General features: G+C 75.2%; 17 protein-coding genes and 1 riboswitch. Of the genes, 7 read left to right on the forward strand and 10 right to left on the reverse strand.

Annotated features, from left to right (window positions below; all coding sequences use genetic code 11):
• Nucleotides 1–100 precede the first annotated feature (100 nt).
• From OP18_RS24230 to OP18_RS24265, 9 genes are all read right to left on the reverse strand, one after another.
• The gene (locus tag OP18_RS24230; protein WP_033361472.1) at nt 101–1,309 is read right to left on the reverse strand and encodes an RNA polymerase sigma factor; all 1,209 of its coding nucleotides are present in this window, start codon (nt 1,307–1,309) and stop codon (nt 101–103) included.
• 263 nt (nt 1,310–1,572) lie between these two features.
• Complete coding sequence (locus OP18_RS24235; RefSeq protein ID WP_033361323.1) at nt 1,573–1,929, reverse strand: YciI family protein; 357 nt, start codon at nt 1,927–1,929, stop codon at nt 1,573–1,575.
• 38 nt (nt 1,930–1,967) lie between these two features.
• Nucleotides 1,968–2,504 (reverse strand): flavin reductase family protein, encoded by a 537-nt coding sequence (locus OP18_RS24240; protein ID WP_052387228.1) that lies wholly within the window; start codon nt 2,502–2,504, stop codon nt 1,968–1,970.
• On the reverse strand, nt 2,501–4,435 hold the full coding sequence (locus tag OP18_RS24245) for a tetratricopeptide repeat protein (protein ID WP_081971051.1): 1,935 nt from the start codon (nt 4,433–4,435) through the stop codon (nt 2,501–2,503). The genes OP18_RS24240 and OP18_RS24245 overlap by 4 nt, the downstream gene beginning before the upstream one ends.
• Before the next feature lie 10 nt (nt 4,436–4,445).
• Nucleotides 4,446–5,615, reverse strand: coding sequence for a hypothetical protein (locus OP18_RS24250; RefSeq protein WP_033361324.1), 1,170 nt, complete (start codon nt 5,613–5,615; stop codon nt 4,446–4,448).
• 82 nt (nt 5,616–5,697) lie between these two features.
• The gene (locus OP18_RS57490) at nt 5,698–5,862 is read right to left on the reverse strand and encodes a hypothetical protein (RefSeq protein ID WP_156089724.1); all 165 of its coding nucleotides are present in this window, start codon (nt 5,860–5,862) and stop codon (nt 5,698–5,700) included.
• A gap of 109 nt (nt 5,863–5,971) precedes the next feature.
• Nucleotides 5,972–6,592 (reverse strand): 5,6-dimethylbenzimidazole synthase, encoded by a 621-nt coding sequence (gene bluB / locus OP18_RS24255; protein WP_033361325.1) that lies wholly within the window; start codon nt 6,590–6,592, stop codon nt 5,972–5,974.
• A gap of 39 nt (nt 6,593–6,631) precedes the next feature.
• A riboswitch (cobalamin riboswitch) is annotated at nt 6,632–6,837 on the reverse strand.
• A 9-nt stretch (nt 6,838–6,846) separates the two neighbouring features.
• A complete protein-coding gene (locus tag OP18_RS24260) occupies nt 6,847–7,566 on the reverse strand; it encodes a metallophosphoesterase (RefSeq protein ID WP_033361326.1) in 720 nt (239 codons plus the stop codon).
• A 9-nt stretch (nt 7,567–7,575) separates the two neighbouring features.
• Complete coding sequence (locus tag OP18_RS24265; RefSeq protein ID WP_033361327.1) at nt 7,576–8,313, reverse strand: MBL fold metallo-hydrolase; 738 nt, start codon at nt 8,311–8,313, stop codon at nt 7,576–7,578.
• Between the two features lie 71 nt (nt 8,314–8,384).
• Here OP18_RS24265 and OP18_RS24270 point away from each other — a divergent pair, with 71 nt between their 5' ends.
• From OP18_RS24270 to OP18_RS24280, 3 genes are all read left to right on the forward strand, one after another.
• Nucleotides 8,385–9,338 (forward strand): GlxA family transcriptional regulator, encoded by a 954-nt coding sequence (locus OP18_RS24270; RefSeq protein ID WP_052387230.1) that lies wholly within the window; start codon nt 8,385–8,387, stop codon nt 9,336–9,338.
• Between the two features lie 133 nt (nt 9,339–9,471).
• Nucleotides 9,472–9,990, forward strand: coding sequence for a Uma2 family endonuclease (locus OP18_RS24275; RefSeq protein ID WP_052387231.1), 519 nt, complete (start codon nt 9,472–9,474; stop codon nt 9,988–9,990).
• Nucleotides 9,991–10,217: 227 nt separating this feature from the next.
• The gene (locus OP18_RS24280; protein WP_052387232.1) at nt 10,218–11,057 is read left to right on the forward strand and encodes an alpha/beta hydrolase; all 840 of its coding nucleotides are present in this window, start codon (nt 10,218–10,220) and stop codon (nt 11,055–11,057) included.
• Here the strand turns inward: OP18_RS24280 and OP18_RS24285 are convergent.
• Complete coding sequence (locus OP18_RS24285; protein ID WP_033361329.1) at nt 11,028–11,714, reverse strand: HAD family hydrolase; 687 nt, start codon at nt 11,712–11,714, stop codon at nt 11,028–11,030. The two genes, OP18_RS24280 and OP18_RS24285, sit on opposite strands and share 30 nt — an antisense overlap.
• A gap of 111 nt (nt 11,715–11,825) precedes the next feature.
• On the opposite strand from OP18_RS24285, the gene OP18_RS24290 reads away from it, so the two are divergent.
• From OP18_RS24290 to OP18_RS24300, 4 genes are all read left to right on the forward strand, one after another.
• A complete protein-coding gene (locus OP18_RS24290) occupies nt 11,826–12,491 on the forward strand; it encodes a dienelactone hydrolase family protein (RefSeq protein ID WP_156089726.1) in 666 nt (221 codons plus the stop codon).
• 9 nt (nt 12,492–12,500) lie between these two features.
• Entirely contained in the window at nt 12,501–12,659 is a 159-nt protein-coding gene (locus tag OP18_RS57495) for a hypothetical protein (protein WP_156089727.1), read from the forward strand.
• A gap of 203 nt (nt 12,660–12,862) precedes the next feature.
• On the forward strand, nt 12,863–13,264 hold the full coding sequence (locus tag OP18_RS24295; protein WP_156089728.1) for a hypothetical protein: 402 nt from the start codon (nt 12,863–12,865) through the stop codon (nt 13,262–13,264).
• A 90-nt stretch (nt 13,265–13,354) separates the two neighbouring features.
• Complete coding sequence (locus tag OP18_RS24300; RefSeq protein WP_156089729.1) at nt 13,355–13,993, forward strand: hypothetical protein; 639 nt, start codon at nt 13,355–13,357, stop codon at nt 13,991–13,993.
• The last annotated feature ends 15 nt before the right edge of the window (nt 13,994–14,008 follow it).

The following is a 14,008-nucleotide window of genomic DNA, read 5'->3' on the forward strand; positions in this document are numbered from 1 at the left end:
GGCGAGTCAGTGACCCTCCACGTCACCGGCACCAACCTGCCCACCCCAGACGACCCCGCCTGGCGCACCGCCCCCGCACTGCGCACCGCCAACGACCTCATCACCGGCTGACCTCGGCGAGCCGGCCGGCCAGGAACGCCCGCTCGGCGTCGTTGCCGGTCAGCGCGAGGGCCTCCTCGTACGCGGCGGCGGCCTCCGGGAGGCGGCCGAGGCGGCGCAGGAAGTCGGCGCGGGCCGCGCTGAGGTACGCGTACCCGGCCAGGGCCGGCTCGTCCAGCAGCGGGGCCAGCTCGGCCAGCCCGGCGGCCGGGCCGTCGCGCAGGCCGACGGCGACGGCGCGGTTCAACGCCACGACCGGCGACGGCCACAGGTCGAGCAGCACGTCGTACAGGGCGACGATCTGCGGCCAGTCGGTCGCCTCCCACGACGGGGACTCCGCGTGCACGGCGGCGATCGCGGCCTCCACCGCGTAGCGGGTCGGCCCGCCCCGGCGCAGCGCGAACGCGAGCAGGTCGGCGCCCTCCCGGATCTGCCGGGTGTCCCACCGGGCCCGGTCCTGCTCCGACAGCAGCAGCGGGCGGCCGTCGGGGGCGCTGCGGGTGTCCCGGCGGGCGTCGATGAGCAGCATCAGCGCCAGCAGCGCGGCGACCTCGGCGTCGTGCGGCAGCAGCAGCCGCAGCATCCGGCCCAGGCCGATGGCGCCGTCGACCAGGTCCTGGCGCACCAGCCGCTCCCCGACCGGCGCGGCGTGGCCGGTGGTGAAGACCAGGTGCACGACGTCGAGCACGGCGCCGAGCCGTTCCGGCAGCTCGTCCGGCGACGGCACCCGGTACGGGATGCGGGCCGCGCTGATCTTGCGTTTCGCGCGGGTGACCCGGGCCGCCATCGTCGGCTCCGGCACGAGAAACGCCCGGGCCACCTCGGCGGTCGACAGCCCGCACACGAGCCGCAGGGTCAGCGCCACCTGCGCCTCCCGGGACAGCGCCGGGTGGCAGCAGGTGAAGACGAGCCGGAGCCGGTCGTCGTCCTCCCCCGGCCCCGGCGTCGCCGTGTCGGTCACCAGCAGCGGCAGCGCCCGCCGCAGCGCGGTCTCGCGGCGCAGCACGTCGAGGGCGCGGTTGCGGGCGACGGTGGTGAGCCACGCGCCGGGGCGGGCCGGGACGCCGTCGACGGGCCAGGACCGCAGCGCCTGCGCGTACGCGTCCTGCACGCACTCCTCGGCGAGGTCGAGGTCGCGGGTGAGGCGCACCGTCGCGGCGAGCACCCGGGCCCAGTCGCGCCGGTGCGCCTCAGCGACCGCCTCGCTCATGCCGCCGCCTCCGCTGCGCTGCGGCGCCGGCCCGAGCTCCACCCTGAGCCGCCGATTCGCAGCCCTCCGCTACGCTGCGGGCCGCTCATGCCGCCGCCTCCGCTACGCTCCGGCGCCGGCCCGAGCTCCACCCTGAGCCGCCGATTCGCAGCCCTCCGCTGCGCTGCGGGCCGCTCATGCCGCCGCCTCCGCTACGCTCCGGCGCCGGCCCGAGCTCCACCCTGAGCCGCTGATTCGCAGCCCTCCGCTGCGCTGCGGGCCGCTCATCCGTGGTCCACGATCGGGCGGATCTCGACGCCGCCGTGCCCGGAGGACAGCTCCGGCAGCAGCGCGGCGAGGGAGATCGCCGCGTCCAGGTCGGCGGCCTCGACCACGTAGAACCCGCCGAGGGCCTCCTTCGACTCCAGGAACGGCCCGTCGGTCGTGACGAGCCGCCCGCCGCCGGAGCCGCGCAGGGTCGTCGCCGTCGCGGAGCCCTCCAGCTCCTGGCCGTGCAGGACGCCGGTGCCGCCCGCGGCGGCGAACGCCCGGTGGCCTTCCTCCTTGGCCAGCCGCTCCTGCTCGGTCTCGGCGTCCCAGCGCTGCTCGTCGCCGTAGATGAGGATCAGGTACTTCGCCATCGTCCGTCCCATTCGTCCGTGGCCCGTGGTCGAGCCGTCTACCTGTACGACGAACCGCAGGGCGGCGAAATCGACAGGTAGCCGCCGCCGACGAAGACCAGCGGCGCGCCGGTGCCCATCGCGCCGAACGCGGCGACCCGGCCGACGCAGACGTCGTGGTCGCCGGCCTCGTGCACGGTCTCCAGTGTGCAGTCGAAGTACGCCAGCCCGCAGTCGAGCACGGGGCTGCCGGTGCCGGGGCCGGGCGTCCACGCGGCGTCGCCGAGACCCGGCGGCCGGGCCGAGTCGGCGAAGCGGGCCGACACCGCGCCGGCGCCGGCGGGCAGGACGGTGACCGCGAACGCGCCCGCGGCCGGCAGCAGCGCCGCGGTCCGGCTGGAGCGCCGCACGCAGAACAGGACGAGCGGCGGCTCCAGGGACACCGTCGTGAAGCTGTTGACCGTCATCGCGTGCGTGGTGTCGCCGGCACGGACCGCGACCACCGTGACGCCGGTGGGCAGCCGCCCCGCCACGGCCCGGAACCGCGCCGTCGCGGCGGCCAGCGGGCCGGGCGGGCGGACGTCGAGGGCGATCATCCCGCCACCGCCGCGAGGGACGAAGCGGCGGCGGCCCGGTTGGCGCGGGCGACCGGGTCGTCCTCGATCCGCAGTGCCCGGTCGAAGCAGCGCACCGCCCCGTCGGGGTCGCCGAGCTCGAACAGGGCGGCGCCGAGGTTCGTCCACGCGCCCGCCAGGTCCGGTTCGGCGCGCAGCGCGGCCCGGTAGTCGGCGACGGCCGCGGCCAGGTCGCCGGTGTCGGCGGCGAGCATGCCGCGGGTGCACAGCAGGTGCGGTTGTCCCGGCTCCAGGTGGAGGCCGGCGGCGACGTCGGCCCGGGCGCCGTCGGCGTCGCCGAGCTCGTAGCGCAGCGCGGCCCGGTTCACGTACGCGGCGAGGAAGTCCGGTTCGAGGTCGAGCACCCGGTCGAAGTCGGCGACGGCCGCGTCGAGGTCACCGAGCTCGGCGTACAGGTCGCCGCGGTTGTAGTGCGGTTCGACGTCGGGCAGGCCGTTGGCGATGGCGGCGTCGTAGTCGGCGAGCGCCTCGGCGGAGCGGCCGAGGCGGCGCAGCAGGGCGGCGCGTTCGGCGTAGTAGTCGGGGTGGTGCGGGTCGAGCGCGATGACGGCGGTGTACTCCTCGACCCCGTCGGCGGGTGACCTGCGGGCGACGAGCTGGGCCCGGTTGTAGCGCAGCACCGACAGGTGCAGGTCGCGTTCGCCGGCGGTGAAGGTGGCCGCCATGCGGGCGATGCCGGCGTCGACGAGGCGCATCGCCTCCTCCGGGTCGCCGAGGTGCATGGCGATGAGAGCGCGGCCGTTCTCGTTGAAGGTGAGGTTGTACGCGCGGCCCCGGTCGTGCGGCAGCAGCGACGCGAGCGACACGGCGGTGTTCACCCAGGCGCTCGCCTTGCGCAGGTCGCGGCGGGCCTCGTCGAAGTAGCGGGTGTAGAGCATGGCGCGGCCGTACGCGGCCTGCATGTGGACGCTGGGTGCGGTGGAGCGGGCGCAGGCGTCGTCGAAGAGGGCCATGGCCTCGTCGGCGCGGCCCATGGTGGACAGGGCGATGGTCATCTTGACCGTGGCGAGCCAGCACTCGTCGGGCTGGGTGGTCCAGTCGGCGAGGGCGAGGCAGCGCCGGCCGAGGTCGAGCACGGCGTCGTAGTGCCCGGCGAGGATGCAGTCCTGCAGGGCGTCACCGAGGGCGGCGACGCCGGCACCGGCGGGGTCGCCGCCGTGCTCGCGGTGGTGGCAGATCGCGCCGGCCCGCAGCGACGGCTCGCCCCGGGCGAGCAGCTCGGCGGCGCGCCGGTCGTGCAGCCGGGCGCGTTCGCCCGGGTCGAGCGCGGCGTACGCGGCCAGCAGCGCCGGGTCGTCGCTGACGCAGTCGCCGTCCACGTAGGACCGGGCCGGGTCGGCGGTCACCGGTGTCTCGACCGGGTCGCCGACGGTGCGCACGCAGTACGCGGACAGCGCCGCCGCGAGGGGGTCCGCGACGTCGGTGGTGGCGGTGGTGACGACGACGGTGAGCAGAGCCGGGTCGACGCGGCGGAGCATGAGGGCGAGCCACTCGGCGTCGGTGCGGTCGGCGTGCTCGGCGTGGGTGACGACGAGGGTGCGGGGTCCGGTCCCGGCGAGCGCCGCCCGGAGCAGGTCGACGAGGCCGTGCCCGAGCTGCACGGTCCGCGCGTACGGGTAGTACCGGGTCCGCGACTGCGGTGACGCCTGCGAGGTGAGGGTCTCCCGGCCGCAGGTGAGCAGCGCGCCCAGCTCGGGTGCGGCGGTGAGGATCTCGATGTCGTGCGCCCGCACCAGGTCGGGGTGGGTGCGCAGCAGGTCGGGGACGAGCCGGCGCAGCAGGGTGCCGGCGGCGGTGAACGGTCCCCGCAGCCGCCGGTGCGCGTCCACTGTGGACAGGACGGGTGGGAGGCCGGCGGGCAGCGCGCCCGACACCCAGCGATGACGGAACATGACGACTCCTTCAGTGCTGTCGGTTGCGGCGGCGGTCGCGGACGGCGAGCGCGGCGGCGAGGACGAGCTGGCCGGCGGAGGCGGCCAGGAAGAGCAGCGCGTCCCAGAACCGGGCCGCGGGCACGGCGGGGTCGGTGACGGCGGCGACGGCGGTGCCCAGGAACCGCCAGGCGAGGGGCAGCGCGACGGACACCAGCACGGCAAGCATCGCGGCGTAGCCGGCCGCGTACAGCGGCGCGTACCAGCGGGCGGCGGCCGCGTCGCGCGGGTCCCAGCGGGTCTCGTCGGCGAGCCGGTCGGTGCGGCCGAGCAGCCGCCACAGCCGGTTGTGCAGCAGCTGCCGGGCGGTGGTGTGCAGGTCGACGCAGCCCAGGACCGTGGTGACCAGGTGGTACACGTCGGTGCGCAGGAAGAAGTACAGCTGCGCGAGGACGCCGAGCAGGCACATGAACGCGATGGCGAGGCAGGCCCGCCCGGCGACGGGCAGGGTGCCGTCCGGGTGGCGGGACAGCCACGCCACGACGGTCAGCGCACAGGCGGCGAGCACGTCGGCCACGACACCGGCCAGGATCGGCAGGTACCGCTGCCGCCGCGGGACGACGACGAGCCCGTCGAGCTTGGTCTCGGCGACCAGGAAGTAGAGCCGGTGGCCGAGGTGCATGGACGAGTGCAGGCCCAGCCGGCGGCCGGCGAGCAGGTGGAACAGTTCGTGCAGCACCACGAACGGCAGCTGCCCGAACAGCAGGGTCAGCTCGACGACCAGCAGGTAGTCGGTGAAGAACACGTGGCCGCGGGCCGGGACGAGCCGCGGGTCGGCGACGCACACCGCGACGGCGGCGGCGACGAGCGCGCCGTAGCAGACCCAGGCGGCCGGTGAGAACAGGGCGGCGCCGAGCCGCTGCCAGCGCGGCGGCGCGGCCGTGCCGGCGTCCCCGGTGTTCACGAAGGACAGCTCGCGCAGCGTGTCGAGGAACTCGTCGATGTCGACGGGTTCGCCGTAGCGGTCGGTGTACCAGGCGGCGGCGTCCTGCGGCGGCCGGCCCCCGGCCAGCTCGCGGAGCAGGGCGGCGCCGTCGGGCGGGAAGACGCCGTAGGAGTCGCAGTCGGTGCGGCCGACGACGACCCGGTCGCCCTCGTCGAGGAACCGCAGGTCGTGCAGGGCAACTGGACCGGTCGGCATGCCAGGTCTCCTCTGTACGGGCGGCGGGCCCGGCCGGGGGCGAGGGTGGCGCACCCCCGGCCGGGCGTTACCGGTGCGGACGTCAGCCGAGGATCTCGGCGCAGCAGCACATGCCGTAGCAGTAGTTGTTGCAGAGCCGGGTGAGCCGGACGGCGCCGGGCTTGCGCACGACGATCTTCTTCATCCCGGGCCCGGTGCCGGCCTCGTTGCCCGCGGTGTCGCCGGTTGCCGTGGTGAGCTGTGCCATGGGGTTCGCCTCCTCAGACGAGCTGCGTTACTTTGCGTAATTAGACTGACACGCAGCGTGACGAACGCGAAGTCACCCGGGCGACAGTTCCGCGCTGCCTAGCCGACAGCTACCAGCGGTCGTGGTGCAGCGCCGCGGCGAGCGGGGTGCGGTGCCGCCAGCCGTGCCGCTCCAGGTCCGGCACCGTCTCCAGGTGCGTCACCGGCCCGAGGCACAGCCACGCGACCGGGCGGACCGCCTCGGGGATGCCGAGCAGCTCACGCACGAACGGCTCGCGGTAGAACGACACCCAGCCGACGCCGAGGTCCTCGGCGGTCGCCGCGAGCCACAGGTTCTGGATGGCGAGGCACACCGAGTAGAGACCGGCGTCGGCGATCGCGTGCCGGCCGAGCACCGCCGGTCCGCCGCGGCCCGCGTCGTAGGTGACGACCACCGACATCGTCGACTCCAGCACCCCGTCGATCTTGATCCGGCGGAACGTGTCGGCCGCCGCGCCGTCCAGGGTCGCGGCGAACGTCGCCCGCTCCTGCCGGACGTGCTCGTGGAACGCGCGGCGCAGCCCGGCGTCGCGCACGAGGACGAAGTCCCACGGCTGGGTCAGCCCCACGCTCGGGGCCGCGTGCGCGGCGCTCAGCACGCGGTCGAGGACCTCATCGGGGATCGGCGCGCCGGTGAACTGGCCGCGCACGTCGCGGCGGCGGCGCACGACGTCGTACAGGTCGGTGCTCATGAGGGCAGGCTCCCGCTGCTCGGCCCGTCCCGTCGCGGGGCGGGCGATGACCGCGAGGCCGGTCTTCGGACTCTCGGATCAACGCCTGCACCGCCCGCCTTCCCAGCCCGCAGGCCAGTGACCGCACGCCGCGCGGGCGCGCATGGACGGCAGCTCCCCGATCACCGCGGCGGGCCCGTGCCGGATTCACACCGGCTTCCCGATTCTCCCCGGTCGCCCGGGGCACCTCGCATCAGTTCATGCCGCCGTCGAGCCTAGACGCACAGCCGGTAGTGGGTGGTGAGCCGGCCCTCCTCCAGGAGGTGGAACGCGAGCGCCGGCGGCGGCTCCGGCCGGTCCTCGGGCTCCCACGGCAGCACCATCGTGGACTCCACGCCCGGCGCGGCCAGCACCGGCACGCCCGCGAAGACGCTGACCGCGGCGCTGTGGACGTGCCCGCACAGGACCGCGAGCACGTCCCGGTGCCGGCCCAGCACCTCGGCGAGCCGGCCGGCCCCGAGCTGGCGCACCTGGTCCGCGGCGGGTTTGCCCACCGGTACCGGCGGATGATGGCAGCACACGAACGCGGGTGCGCCGGCCGCCGCGGCGAGGGTGGTGTCGAGCCACTCGAGGGTGCCGTCGTCGAGCCAGCCCTCGGCGTGGCCGGGGACGCTGGAGTCGCACAGGGCGAACACCACCCCGGCGACGGTCTCGACCCGGTTCACCGGCTCGCTCGCGGGCCGCTCGTCGAGCAGCTCGGCCCGCAACGCCGCCCGTTCGTCGTGGTTGCCCGGCAACGCCAGCACGGGCACGCCGAGCTGGCGCAGCTTGCCGAGCTCCGCGTACTCCTCGGCGCGGCCGTGGTCGGCGACGTCGCCGGTCACCAGGATCACGTCCGGCGCCCGGCGCAGCGTCGCGAGGTACGTGACGACGCGGTCCAGCCGGTCCGGGGCCGCGGCGCCGATGTGCAGGTCACTGAGGTGGGCGATGAGCACCCTTGCGGTTTACCCCAGCAGCGGCAGGCTATCCGCGCGGGCGAAGGCGGCACGCACGTCGTCGATGCCTTCGGTGAAGTGCGCCCAGCTGTCGACGTGGACCGGCACGACCCGCTTCGCGCCGAGGATCCGGGCCGCCTCGAGCATGCCGTCCGCGCTGAGGGTCAGGTCCGCGTCGCCGAGCAGCGGGGTGCGGGCCCGGCCGCCGAAGAGGACCGCCACGTCGACCACCGGGAACCGCGCGGCGATCCCGGCCACGACGGCCAGGGACGCGTTGTCGCCGCTGACGTAGACGGTCGGCAGGCCGTCGCCGTGCAGGACGAAGCCGGTCACGGGGCCGGTCAGGTGCTCGGTGCCGTCGGGGCCGTGCTGGGCGGGGACGGCGGTGACCCGCAGGTGGCCGGTGCCGGGCCGGGGCAGGTCGACGTGCGCCCACGGGTCCAGCCCCCGCGTGGGGCCGCCCAGCCGGGCGGCCGCGGCCGGGGTGCTGAGCACCAGCGGTACCGACGCCGCGAACACACGACCGGCGTGGTCGAGGTTGTCGGGGTGCTGGTCGTGGGACAGCAGCACCACGTCCACCGGCCCGGCGTCGGCGGGACCACCGGCCGCGGCCGCGGTCTTGGTCAGCGTCCTGGAGCCGAGCGGGTAGTCGCCGGGCGGGTCGAACGTGGGGTCGGTCATGAACGTGCGGCCACCGAGGCCGAACACCACGGTCGGGCCGCCGAACCGGCGGAACTGGAGCGTCATACGTCCCAGTCTCGTCGCGGGCACCCGTGCCGGTGAGTGGCCGGAACGCCATCCTCCGATACGATCAAGCCATGGCTCGCTCGCGCACGACGATCGGAGTGCTGATCGGCGACGGCGCCCCGATGCTGGAGGTGGCGGTCGCACCCCGCGTGTTCAGCACCGCCGGCGCCGGCTTCACGGTGCGCACCGCCGGCGAGCACCCCGGCCCGCTGTCCACGACGGCGGGCATCGCGCTCACCGCCCCGCACACCCTCGACGACCTGGACACCGCGGGCGTCGTCATCGTCCCCGGCTGGCGCCCACCCGGCGGCGCCCCGGTCGCCCCCGCCATCCTCGACCGGCTGCGCCGCGCCCACGACGAGGGCGCCACCGTGGTCGGCCTGTGCCTCGGCGCGTTCGTCCTCGCCGAGGCCGGCCTGCTGGACGGCCGCCGCGCCACCACCCACTGGCACCACCTGCCGGCGTTCGCCGCCGCGTTCCCGGCCGTCTCGGTCGTCGACGACGTGCTGTACGTGGACGAGGGCACCGTCGTGACCAGCGCGGGCAGCGCCGCGGGCCTGGACGCCTGCCTGCACCTGCTGCGCCGCGAGCACGGTCCCCGCCTGGCCAACACCGCCGCCCGCGCCCTGGTGGTCGCGCCGCAACGGGCCGGCGGGCAGGCCCAGTTCATCGAGCACCCGGTGCCGCAACTGCCCGCCGGCGACGCGATCGGCGACGCGATGCGGCACGCCCTCGAACACCTGGAGGATCCCGCCCTGGACGTGCCGCACCTGGCGGCGGCGGTGCACCTGAGCCGCCGCACGTTCGACCGGCGGTTCCGCGAGACGACCGGGGTGTCGCCGCTACGGTGGCTGCTGCAGCAGCGGGTGCTGCGGGCCCAGCACGTGCTGTCCACCACCGACCTGGACGTCGACTCGGTGGCCCGCGCGTGCGGCTTCAGCGACGGCGTCGCGCTGCGCCCACACTTCCGCCGCCTGGTCGGCGTGCCGCCGCAGTCGTACCGGGCCAGCTTCCGCACCCCCTGAGCCGATTTGCCGCGGCGATGCTATGGGCTTATGCTCATATCCGCCATTGCGGCGTAGATCGTGGCAGGACCGTCGGTATGCTTCGGGCGTGGATAGGAGGAGCGACATGAGCGCAGCGGCTGTTGGCGCTCGCATGCCGACCACGATCACCCTCGACGACGTCGCGGCCATGGCGGATGCGGATGAGCATCACCGCTACGAGCTCAGTCGAGAAGGGGTGCTGTCCATCATGCCGCCGGCCCAACCGGAGCATGCGCTGACCGTCGCCAAGCTGGTGCACTGGTTCTACGCCAACGGTTTCGGGCCTGAGCAGGTCACCACCGACTGCGGCATCGACGTGGGCGGCGGGCGGCAGCCGGACGTGACGGTCTGGGCGAAGGGCAAGCCGCCCCGCCCGGCACGCTCCAGCTACGCGGGCCTCGACGGACTCCTTCTCGCGGTCGAGGTGGTGTCACCCGACAGCGAGCGCATCGATCGCATCATCAAGCGCGACGAGTATGCGGCCGCCGGTGTCCCCCGCTACTGGATCATCGGACGCGACGCGGCGACGACCGTACACGCACTGGTCATGCACGACGGCGAGTTCGTGGCAGAAGAGGAGCCGCGGCCCCTGGTCCGGCTGCTGAGCGGACCCGTGCCCAACCTCGGCTGACGGGCGACAGGGCGGCGGTCAGGCCCGTGAAGGTGGGCGTCGGCCCGCCGATGCCCCCGGCTCCGCCGACGCGGGGCCCAGCCGTAGCTCCAGCCGCTAGCGACAGCGAGGACCAGCCGCAGGGCCGACGCAGACATCCGCGGCGGACGCCGGCGCTGGGGCGGCCGGCCGGGTTCGCCGGTCCGCTGCCGAGGACGTCCGCGCGGTCCTCGCTACGATTGCCGGCCATGACGACGGTCCCGGCCGCGAGCACGCCCGCGGTCACCTTCACCAGTGGCGGCGAGACGCTCGCCGGCGTGCTACACCTGCCGGCCGGCCCCGGCCCGCACCCGGCGGTCGTGCTCCTGCACGGCTTCCCCGGCAACGAGCGCAACTTCGACCTCGCCCAGGCGCTGCGCCGGGCCGGGTACGCGGCCCTCGTCTTCCACTACCGCGGCTCGTGGGGCATGGGCGGCGACTACGCGTTCGGGCACGTGCTGCAGGACGCCGCGGCGGTCGTCGCCGCCGTGCGCGCCGAGCCGTTCGCCGCCACGCACCGGCTCGACCCGGCCCGCGTGGCGGTGGCCGGGCACAGCCTGGGCGGGTTCGCCGCGCTGATGACGGCCGCCGCCGACCCGGCCGTGGCGGCGACCGTCTCCGTCGCCGGCTTCGACGTCGGCACGGCGGCCGACCTGTGCGCGGATCCGGTGACCCGGGCCGAGTGCGTCGAGGCGCTCGGCAGCGACCTGCTCCCGCTGCGCGGCACCAGCGGCGAGGCGCTCGTCAGCGAGATGGTCGCGGCCGGTCCAGCCTGGCGCCTGGCCGGCCTGGCCCGCGCGTTCGAGGACCGCCCGGTGCTGCTCGTCGGCACCGGCCGGGACCCCGTCACACCGCAGGAGGTGCACCATGCGCCATTGGTCCGGGCGTACGGGCAGCACCCCCGCATCCGGCTGGAGCACCTGGTGTTCGACACCGACCACGCGCTGTCGGACCACCGCGTCGAGCTCGCCGACACCCTGATCGGCTTCCTCGGCCGCACCCTCGGCGGGCCGGCCGCATCACAGCAGGGCGGGCAGGTCGCGCAGTGACGTGACCCGGTCCGGCTCGTCGAGCGGCCCGGCCCCGTCGCGGTCCAGGTGCACCGCGCGCAGCCCGGCCGCGCGGGCCGGCAGCACGTCCAGGTCGTGCCGGTCGCCGACGCTCACCACCGCGCCGGGCGGCAGCCCCCAGCGCCGGCACGCCTCGGCGAACACCGCCGGGTCCGGCTTGAACAGCCCCAGCGCCTCCCCGGTGTAGACCGGCCCGACCCGGTCCAGCAGCCCGATGCGGGCCAGCTTGTCGGTCTGCTGGGCCACGATGCCGTTGGTGAGCACCGCCGTGCGCAGCCCGGCCCGGCGCAGCGCCGCCAGCACCGGCGCGGCGTCGGGGTAGGGCGCCCAGGCCTGCTCGTACCGGCGCAGAAATCCGCCGAAGAGGGTGTCCAGGCGCGTCTCGTCGTCCTCGGCGGGCCGGCCGACCGCGACCAGGAAGTCCCGGACGCGGCGGCGGCGCTGCTGCTGGAACGTGAGCCGCCCGGCCCGCCAGTCGGCCAGGTGCCGCTCCTGCACGGTGCGCCACAGGGCCAGCACCGGCGCGTCCGGCGTGACCCCGATGGTGGGCAGCCACCGCAGCAGCGCCGCGGTCACCGCGCCCTCGTGGTCCAGCAGCGTGCCGTCGAGGTCGAGCAGTACTCCCTGCACCGTCACGTTCGGGGATGGTACCGACGGCGGGCCCTGCCGGGTGCCATCCGCGGACCGATCGCGGCCATCGATACGGCTATTGGTCGCGGCCTCCCGGGCCGTCCTAGCGTGGCGGCCATGTACATCGCCAGGCCGCCGTCCGGCGGCAGCCGGCACCGGGTCGTCGTCGGCCACCAGCTCTTCGGCGTCGACGCGCCGGTCCGTGCGTTCGCCGACCGGCTCGCCGCCGCCGGCTGCCTCGTCGCGGTGCCCGACCTGTACCACCGCACCGCGCCCGGCATCGAGCTCGCCCAGGACGACGCCGGCCGGGCGCGCGGCTTCGAGCTGCTGCACGGCCTGGACCGCGACGAGGTCGTCGCCGACGTGGCCGCGGCGGTCGACGCCCTCGGCGGCGACCCGGCCCGCGTCGGCATGGTTGGGCTGAGCATGGGCGGGCACGTGGCGTACCTCGCCGCCGCCCGCCTCGGCCTGGCCGCCACCGCGGTGCTGTACCCGGGCTGGCTCACCGGCGGCGACATCGCCCTGAGCCGCCCCGAGCCGACCGTCACCCTGACCCCGGCGATCACCGGCCGCCTGCTGTTCCTCGTCGGCGCCGACGACCACGTCGTGCCGCCCGCCGACGTCGCCACCGTCGGCGCGGCGCTGCGCGACGCCGGCGTCCGGCACGAGATCGTCGTCTACCCGGACACCCCGCACGCGTTCCTGCTGCCCGGCGGTCCCACGTACCGCCCCGGACCCGCCACCGACGCCTGGCGGCGGATCCTGGAGCTGGTCACCTCGTAAGGTCGGATCATGCGCGCCGGTCGCTGCGACCGCTTCGGCGGCCCCGAGGTCCTGGTGCCCGCCGACGTCCCGGACCCCGTCGCCGGCCGCCACGGCATGCCAGGCGGTCAGGACCGCGGCCGCGGACACCAGCAGACCGGACGCCCGGTGATGGGTGCCGTCGGGTAGCTGGACGACCACCTCGACCAGCTGCGAGCGGTCCACCGCAACACCGTCCACAGATCGACATGACATGCCTGGTTCATCCGACCGTGCTGACCGGCGGTGGCACAAGCCTCAATCAGGTACCTGACTCGGCGCACCCACGGGGGTTGTCCAACGGTGTCCAACGACGGGCGATCGACGCGCGTCATATCGACAGAATGGCCCGCATGGCCGCGGCTCAACTCGTACATGACGAACACTATTGGAACTATCGCGAGCAGACCCGGACGTCCGGGACGCTGCAGCGCACCGGCCGGTTACGGGCCTGGCGCGAGGACGGCGGCCGATTACTGGCCATGCTGACCGTCCAGCCGTACTTCGAGGACTACGGGTGTACGATCCCGCAGCAGGTCCGGGCCCGGTTCCCGTTCTCGGGGCGGCTCGTCGACGTGGTGTCCTACGAGCCCGGCTGGTGGGGCGGCAGCTGCCGGTACCACATCGCCGACCCGGCGTACGCGTCCGTGCAGCGATGGATGTCGCTGGACGCGCGCACCGTGGCGCGGCGGCTCGGGCCGGGCTTCCAGATCGACGACGAGGCGGACACGACGTTCGGCCAGCTCGGCGCGTGACGGCCGGGCGCGGCGGAGGCCGTCCGCCGCCGGACGGAAATATCGGGCAAAAACCCATGAAGGCCGCGGGGCGTCCGTAGCGTTGGGCTGATGAGGATGGTTCACAGGCTGGCGGCCGTCGCGGCCGCCGTCGCGGTGACCGGTTCCCCGGCCACCGCCGCCCACGCCCAGGCTTCCGAGGACCTTCGGCCCGCGCTGCTGACCGCGGCCGACCTGCCCGGCGGGTTCGTGCCGGTCGCGGCGGCCACCAACGACGACGGCGCGGTCACGCTCGGCGGCAACTTCCCCGGCTGCCCGTCCCTGGCCCCGGTGACCGGCGACGGCACCACGGCCGCCGCCGTCACCTACAGCAAGGGCGCCGTCGGGCCGTACCTGACCCACGCGCTCGTGCACTTCCCGGCCGGCGGCGCCGCGCCCGCGATGGACCGCCTCGCCGCGGCCGTCACCACCTGCAAGTCCTTCAGCCAGGACCTGGCCGGCATCACGGTGCGCTTCACGCTGACCCCGGCGCAGGTGCCGGCGACGCTCGGCGAGCGCGTGGTCGGGGTGCGGATGACCGGCGACACCGACTTCGGCGTCGCGGTCACCGCCGACATCGTCGCGGTCCGCCGCGGCGAGTACGTGCTGTGGCTCAACGACATGGCCGTCGGCACCACCGGCGCCGGCCTGGTGGGGACCCTCGCCCGGACCGCCGCCGACCGGTGCGCGCAGCGGGCCAAGGGCTGCTGACCGCTGTTGCCGTCC

The sequence above is a fragment of the Dactylosporangium aurantiacum genome (assembly GCF_000716715.1).
Classification (GTDB): domain Bacteria; phylum Actinomycetota; class Actinomycetes; order Mycobacteriales; family Micromonosporaceae; genus Dactylosporangium; species Dactylosporangium aurantiacum.